This is a genomic window from Streptomyces sp. SID3212 (assembly GCF_009865405.1).
Classification (GTDB): domain Bacteria; phylum Actinomycetota; class Actinomycetes; order Streptomycetales; family Streptomycetaceae; genus Streptomyces.
The window spans coordinates 1-6,923 of the sequence record NZ_WWJY01000973.1; the positions used below are offsets into that span (position 1 = coordinate 1).

The window sequence follows — 6,923 nt, forward strand, 5'->3', positions numbered from 1 at the left end:
GCCTCCGTCAGGTCGGCGTGCGAGAGGTCGTAACTGGCCTCGTCGGCCGCCGCGAACAGGGCGTCGAGGTCCGGGTAGGGGCGGTGGGCGGCGAGCCGCTGGGCCCACCGGCGGTTTCCGCAGCAGGTGAGCAGGGCGGCTTCGGCGTCACCGGCCGGGGCGGCGTTGAACCGGTGGAGGTTGTCGCGGGGGCCGGCGTGGGATGCGCTGGACAGCGTGGGCTCCTCGAACGCGGCCTGGAGGCGGGCGGCCTGACGGCATACGTGTGAGCAGAGGCAAGGGCGGGTGGGGGGAGGCGGCTGGGGGACGCTCCGGAGAAACGGGTCGTAGAGGCGGTCGTAGAGGTAGACGTACGAAAGGGCGCGGTGGTTGTGCGGGAGGGGCGTGAAGTGGGAGCGGGGATGTGCCCCCACGCTATCGACGGCCGGTGCGAAGAGTGGGACGGATGCGCGATTTTCACTCGGAAGGAAGAGTTTCGACGCGCGTGATGGACGCCGCCGTGGGACCTTCGGCTTAGATCTGGGCAAAGCGGGAGGTTTTCGGATGATACGGATAGCGCGAATGGCGCGGTTCGCGCGGTCTTCCGCGGCGGCCCGGTCGGTGCGGTCGGCGCGGTCGGTGTCGCCGGTGTCGTCGGTACGGAGGTCGCGCGGCGCCCTGGTCGCCGGTGTGGCGGTCTCGGTCGCCGCCGTCACCGTGGCGGGCTGCGGATCCGGAAGCTCGGGCTCCGGGTCGTCGTCCGGCGCCCGTACGCCGTCGGCCTCGGCGCCCTCCCCGTCCGCCGCGTCCTCGTCCTCGTCCGTGGAACGCACCTCCGCCAGCTCCACACCACCCCCGTCCCCCTCCCGTACGTTCGCGCTCTCCTCGGCGCCCCGCGTCATCCCCTCCGTACGGACGCACGAAGCGGCCCGCGGCCCCGGCTGGCGGCCCGGCGCGAAGAGCGGGGTGGTCATCGCCCCCGGCCGCGCGAGCGCCGGACTGGCCGACGAGGGCCGCCTGATCGCCCAGGAACTCAAGATCGGCTACCGGGGCGCGGTCGCCGCCCGCTCCGGCGACGTCGTCCTGGCCGTGTCCGGCAAGGGCGCGGCGGAGGCGTACACCGCGACCGTACGGAACAACCAGGTCCGGATCACCGGCCCCGGCCAGGCCGGCGTCTTCTACGGCACCCGCACCCTCAAGCAGTCGGTCCGCGCGAGCGGCGCGATGCCGGAAGGGGTCGTACGGGACCGGCCCGACCGCGCCCAGCGCGGGCTGAACGTCGACATCGCGCGGAAGTTCTACACCGTGGACTGGATCGAGGCCCGGCTGCGCGAGATGGCGGACCTCAAGCTCAACCAGCTGGGCCTGCACTTCTCGGACGACCAGGGCTTCCGCATCGCCTCCACCACCCACCCGGAGATCGTCTCCTCGCAACACCTGACCAAGGGCCAGGTCCAGCGGATCCTCGACCTCGCGGCCCGGCTGCACATCACGGTCGTCCCGGAGATCGACAACCCGGGCCACCTCGGCGCGGTGATCGCCCCGCACCCCTCGCTCCAGCTGCGCAACGTCAACGGCTCGGCCCCGCGCGGGGCGATCGACATCGCGCAGACCGCGTCCGCGCGGATCATCGACGACCTGCTGCGGGAGTACGCCGGGCTCTTCAAGGGGAAGATCTGGAACCTCGGCGCCGACGAATACCCGGCGCTGATGGTGTCCAACCCCCAGGCGTCGTTCCCGAATCTGGCCACCGCCGCCCGGAAGCGGTTCGGCGCGAAGGCGCGGGTCCAGGACCTGACGACCGGCTGGACGAACGACCGGGCCGCCGTGATGGCCCCCTTCAAGCGCACGCTGCGGGTGTGGAACGACGGCATCTTCAGCGGCGGAATCGTCCAGGCGAACCCGGATCTGGAGGTCCAGTACTGGACGGGCCGCGAGACCGGGGCGCGCCCGCCGCTGGACTACCTGAACGCGGGGCGCAAGCTCGTCAACTTCAACGACGAGTACCTCTACTACGTGCTGGGCCAGCCGAACAACTTCGTCTATCCGACGGGGCGGCGGATCTACGAGGAGTGGACCCCGTTCGTCCTGCGGGGCACGAAGGCGGTGCCGGCGCGGTTCTCGAAGCAGATCCTGGGCGGACTGCTGGCGATCTGGGGCGATTTCCCCAACGCGCAGACGCAGGACCAGGTGGCGCGGGGCATCAGGCTGCCGCTGAACGCGGTGGCGCAGAAGGTGTGGAACCCGGCGCGGCCGTCCCTGAGCTGGACCGGTTTCAAGACCTTGGCGCGCCAGGTGGGCACGGGTTGAGGGAGGGCACGGGCTGAGGGGGGGGCGGCTCCGGCCCGGCTGGAATCGTACGGCGCCGAATCGTTCCGCCACCCGAACACCGCCTCAAAGGTGCCGTACATAACGGAACTTACCCTCACGAAGCCCCGACTCCCGCCGAACCAGAGTGACGTATTTCAGCCGTACGGCGCAGTACTGTACTGGGCAGCAGTGGTCAGTACCGCGTCCACGACGGGAGACGTACATGAGCCTGGTGAAGCTGATCGCACAAGCCGATGAGCGCGGCCTGGCCGCGAGCGGGCTCGCCTGCCTCGACCGGTGTCTCCCCCTGCTCGCCGAGGAGCCGGACACCCTGCGACCGCTGTGGGCGGGCATCGTGAGCGGCGAGGGTGACTGGTCCGCGCGCCTGGCCGAGACCAGGGACGTCCTGGACCAGGCCCTCGACGCGGGGGCCACACCGAACGTCGCCACCGTGCTGGTACGGACCATGCTCGGCTCCGCGCCCTCGGACTGGGGGATCGAGTCGCTGCGCGCCTGGGCCGACACCTGCTCGGTGGTCGCGCTGGAGATCCACCAGCGCTTCGACGTGGTGGGCGAGAACGTGAGCGCCGCCGCCGAGGAACGCCTGGCCCGCTGCCGCGAGGACGGCACGGGCGCGGACGGCGAGGGCACGGACCCCGCCCTCGACGGCATCGGCCCCCTCGTCGCGGGCGAACTGCGCCGCCAGATCCGCATCCTGGAGATCCTCGCCGACACCACGGACCCGGCGGCTCTGCGCCACGTCATGGACCTGTCGACGGAGGGCCAGCGCGTCCTGCGCGCGGTCGTCTCCCGCCGCGCCAGGTCGCGCGGCTGACCTGACGCGCGTTCCGCATCGAGGTCGATGGGTACGTGACGCAGGACCGACCGGTGTTAGTCGCGGCACCCGAACGCGAAACCTCGGTCCGTGCGGCCAGCGTTGACGCCCTCGCGCCTCCGTAGTCCCTCCATCGCACAAACGGCTTCCGGTCAACTCTGCATGGGGATCTCGCGTACCGAAGGAATTTTCGAGGTGGCCCCGTCGCGACCCCATCTCGCCACTTGGCGCCTATTCGTTTTTCTAACCAGAGTCCAGGCGCGTATGTTTTCGACAACTGGGCGCCATCGGTGATCAAGAATGAAATATTATGATCGTTGGCCTCTTTTGGCTCTGGATTGGTGCGAGGCCGTGTCAAGCTGGCACCTCTAGCCGCCGCCTCGAAGGGTTCCATCGATGTCCACGCCCCCGACTACGGACCCTTCTCAGGAACCTGATCCAGATTCTGAACGGAAAGAAGAAATCTTTCGCAGGCTGGACGAAAGTCTAGAGCCCTCAGGGAAATTGCCAAGCTGTTTGAGTCGTAGAACAAACGGAAGAGGCACTACGTGAACTACTCTGCAAAGACCGACCCCTTTCCCTCTCCGGTTTCGGTGGAGCGGCAACGTGTTTGGGTCAATGCTGCCCTAGCCACGCCCGGCGTCAATACTCCGCGCTCGGCTCTGGAGAACGCTGCCACTTTCTTGGTCGATCCGGAAATCACTCTGAGTGACCAGGAAAGTCCGGGCGGCCGTACGCTCCGAGAAGGGGCGCTGCGGAGAGTGCGAACCGACGCGGGCGAAATGCTGATGGTCGAAGTTCACTTGCATGGGGTGGCCGGAGTCGTCTGGGAACACAACGAGCGAATCAGTTCCCTCTGGCACTCTACAGCAGACCCTGCGGTTGGCAGTAAAACTCAGCGTTCACTTACCAGGGTGTTCCCTTGGGCTCGAGAGGAAGGAGATTTAAGAGGACAGTCCTATGCGGCGCTCATGAGTTTTTCCCCCACGCGCGAGTGGCTGATGGCAAACGTGGAAGAAGCGTCCGACGAGCTGGACCGACGAGATGGTCTGCGCTCCTACGATTTGAAGGAGGATCTGGTCCTCAATGGCCAACAAGAACCAGGTATGTTCATCCCCCAACTCCACCGCCTCCAAGAAGAACCTCCGCTCGACGGTGACGGAAATCCCGCATATCCGACCGAGTACGTGGGCTGGATGGCCGTTCGCGGAAATAACCGTACCAAGCGCCGCCAGGACATCTTCGGGCTGACGTCTGCTGAGGTGCTGGCTGGTGTCCCAGCGGCCAAACTGGGGTTGAGCGGTGACGAGATCATCTTCGACACTCATACCTGGCTTGGCAAGCTTTCGGAACGCTTCAACCGGGAACGGGCAGCGGCAGAGCGTGACGGCGATGATGAAGACGCCGCGCGGCGCGCGACGAACGTGGCCGTCGTATCAGCTCATCTGGTGATTGGCTCCCCGACGCCGGAGCGTATCTACCGGATTGTTCAGATGAGTAATCGTCGTGATCACGTTCACCCGCCTCTTGAGTTTGTTCCCAACGATCGAGGCCGGGCTCTGGGACGCAGCGTGTTAGGTGTATACGTAGCCGAGGGACTACTGGACGAGAAGGTATCTCAAGTTCTCTCGGGACTGGCGCCGATCACGGATCTGCCTTCCGTCCCGGGGGACGCCACAATCGCTGAGCTTCGAGATCTTCGCTCCATGATGATCTTGCGAGAGCTTTTCCCATCCGATCCGGACAAGAAACTGCTGCTCCGTCGCGCTCTCAGTGAATCCCCCCCCTCACAGCTCAGTAGTCCTGAGATCAACAGGCGAGCTCGCGCGTGGTCCGCTCTTACCTCGGAGAGCTACCCGGCCCCCTGGAACCCGCGTATTGCAGAGGTGTTCCATGCAGGGAACGTCCGGGCCGGGCTCGAATTCTCCGGGCGTCCGCTGAGGGAACTGCTGGCCGCTGCCGATTCGGACGACGAGGCATTTGAAGAGTTGGTGGCCTTCAGGGCCGCGCACTGGCTGGCTGCTTTCGACATCATCGATGCCGATCGAGGATCACTGGCCGGCCAAAAGACAGATGACGACGACGGGGCGAAGGCCGCGCGTGTCCGGCGGACGGTGAAGAACCACCTCAATGCCCTGCGGAACAACCGGGGCATGGCGGTGGCATTGCTCCGTGAACTGGCCGACGCCATGAACGGCGGGGACAGAATTCCTCGTCGGGTCAGCCGTTCCGGTAATTTACTCATGGAGGATATGAACACAGCCTGGTTTGACCGAGAATTTCCGAAGGAGTCTGGAAAGCGACCGCAGAAGGTACCCGCACCCCGGCAGAGTCGGAGCGTCCTTCTGCCACGGTCGCCGTCCGGCGGAGGCATCCACGAGGATAAAAGCGTGCCCGCCCCTTCGGAGCGTCCACTGTCGGTGGTGCCCGCGAACGGATCGAATTCCTCCGCACCCGCCCTACCGCTTCCGGCCGTGTCGGACACGGCGAAGTCGGCCAGTGAGCACAGCCATCCTTCTGAGCCGGTATCAGCACCCGCTGTTTCGGTTCCCGATCACTCCGAAGTCACCTTGGGGGAACTGGTTGCCAGAGCGGATCTCCTGACGAGGAATCTGCTGGAGGTCGCACGGGGCGCCCAGGAGGTGTTCGGCATGCTGCCGTCGTTGGCGATGAAGCAAGGTGTGGCGCGCCCGCTCGCCAACCAGGCGGGAAGTGACGTCATGCGGAACATCGCAGAAGCGCTTCAAGAAGTCCGCGCTTTGCGTGAGGCCGGCGAGGACCTGGGAGGTCGAGCAGACCTGTAGGGGGGCGCCGGACTCGGCGGGGCGCCCGGGGTCTGCCCCTGACGGCGAAGCGGAGGGGCGTGCGAGGCGTGGCTGTCGGCCGAGTGCGCCGTGTCGGCGGGGATCGGTGCGATCGCGCGGGCCGGGACGAGATGCACCGGAACGACGACCGGGGCCGCCACCCCCCACAGGAGAGGCCCCGGCCGTCGTCCGCGGAGCCGCAGCACGGCCCCGTACTCCTACCAGCGCCATGGGTGCGTTTTCTGTCACACCGCATATCGCCAGGAAGTTGTTGCAGGTTGTACAAGTTATGGACGTGGGCCCCGGGCAGGCCGTAGCGTGCCGCACAGCGTGGGTCGACGCGGTGATGACCGGCCGCGATTTCAGGACAGGTTGTGGGAGTGCTGGGGGACGACGCGGAGCTGACCACCGCGGTGCTCGCGGCACAGGACGGGGACGAGAACGCGTTCCGTACTGTGTACCGCGCCGTGCACCCGCGGTTGCTGGGCTACATACGCACGCTCGTCGGCGATCTCGACGCCGAGGACGTGACCTCCGAGGCCTGGCTCCAGATCGCCCGCGACCTCGACCGTTTCGACGGTGACGCCGACCGGTTCCGTGGCTGGGCCGCCCGGATCGCCCGTAACCGCGCCCTCGACCACATCCGGATGCGTGGCCGCCGGCCCGCCGTCGGCGGGGACGAGACGGAGCTGACCGGGCAGGCCGCCGAGTCGGACACCGCGGACGAGGCGATGGAGGCCCTGTCCACCGGACGGACGATGGCCCTTATCGCCCAGCTTCCCCAGGACCAGGCCGAGGCCGTGGTGTTGCGGGTGGTGGTCGGGCTCGACGCGAAGAGCGCCGCCCTGACCCTCGGCAAGCGGCCCGGAGCCGTACGGACCGCCGCGCACCGCGGACTCAAGCGGCTCGCCGAGCTGCTGGGCGCCGAGGAGGCCGACGGCATCGACGAGTTGGTGGGGTACGGCCGGGGCGAGGGGGGTGGTGGGGGTAGCGGG

At 67.4% G+C, this 6,923-nt stretch carries 5 protein-coding genes; 4 read left to right on the top strand and 1 reads right to left on the bottom strand.

What is annotated here, in order from left to right; genetic code table 11:
* Positions 1–413 (bottom strand): 2-oxo-4-hydroxy-4-carboxy-5-ureidoimidazoline decarboxylase (locus GT042_RS40200; RefSeq protein ID WP_345943964.1); only part of this gene is annotated, 413 nt, incomplete at its 3' end.
* Between the two features lie 148 nt (positions 414–561).
* Between GT042_RS40200 and GT042_RS29255 the strand changes: the two genes are divergently transcribed.
* From GT042_RS29255 to GT042_RS29270, 4 genes are all read left to right on the top strand, one after another.
* Complete coding sequence (locus tag GT042_RS29255; protein ID WP_161311720.1) at positions 562–2,289, top strand: glycoside hydrolase family 20 protein; 1,728 nt, start codon at positions 562–564, stop codon at positions 2,287–2,289.
* A 223-nt stretch (positions 2,290–2,512) separates the two neighbouring features.
* Positions 2,513–3,124 (top strand): hypothetical protein, encoded by a 612-nt coding sequence (locus GT042_RS29260; protein WP_161311721.1) that lies wholly within the window; start codon positions 2,513–2,515, stop codon positions 3,122–3,124.
* 548 nt (positions 3,125–3,672) lie between these two features.
* A complete protein-coding gene (locus tag GT042_RS29265; protein WP_161311722.1) occupies positions 3,673–5,928 on the top strand; it encodes a hypothetical protein in 2,256 nt (751 codons plus the stop codon).
* A gap of 380 nt (positions 5,929–6,308) precedes the next feature.
* Positions 6,309–6,923 (top strand): RNA polymerase sigma factor (locus tag GT042_RS29270; protein WP_345943965.1); only part of this gene is annotated, 615 nt, incomplete at its 3' end.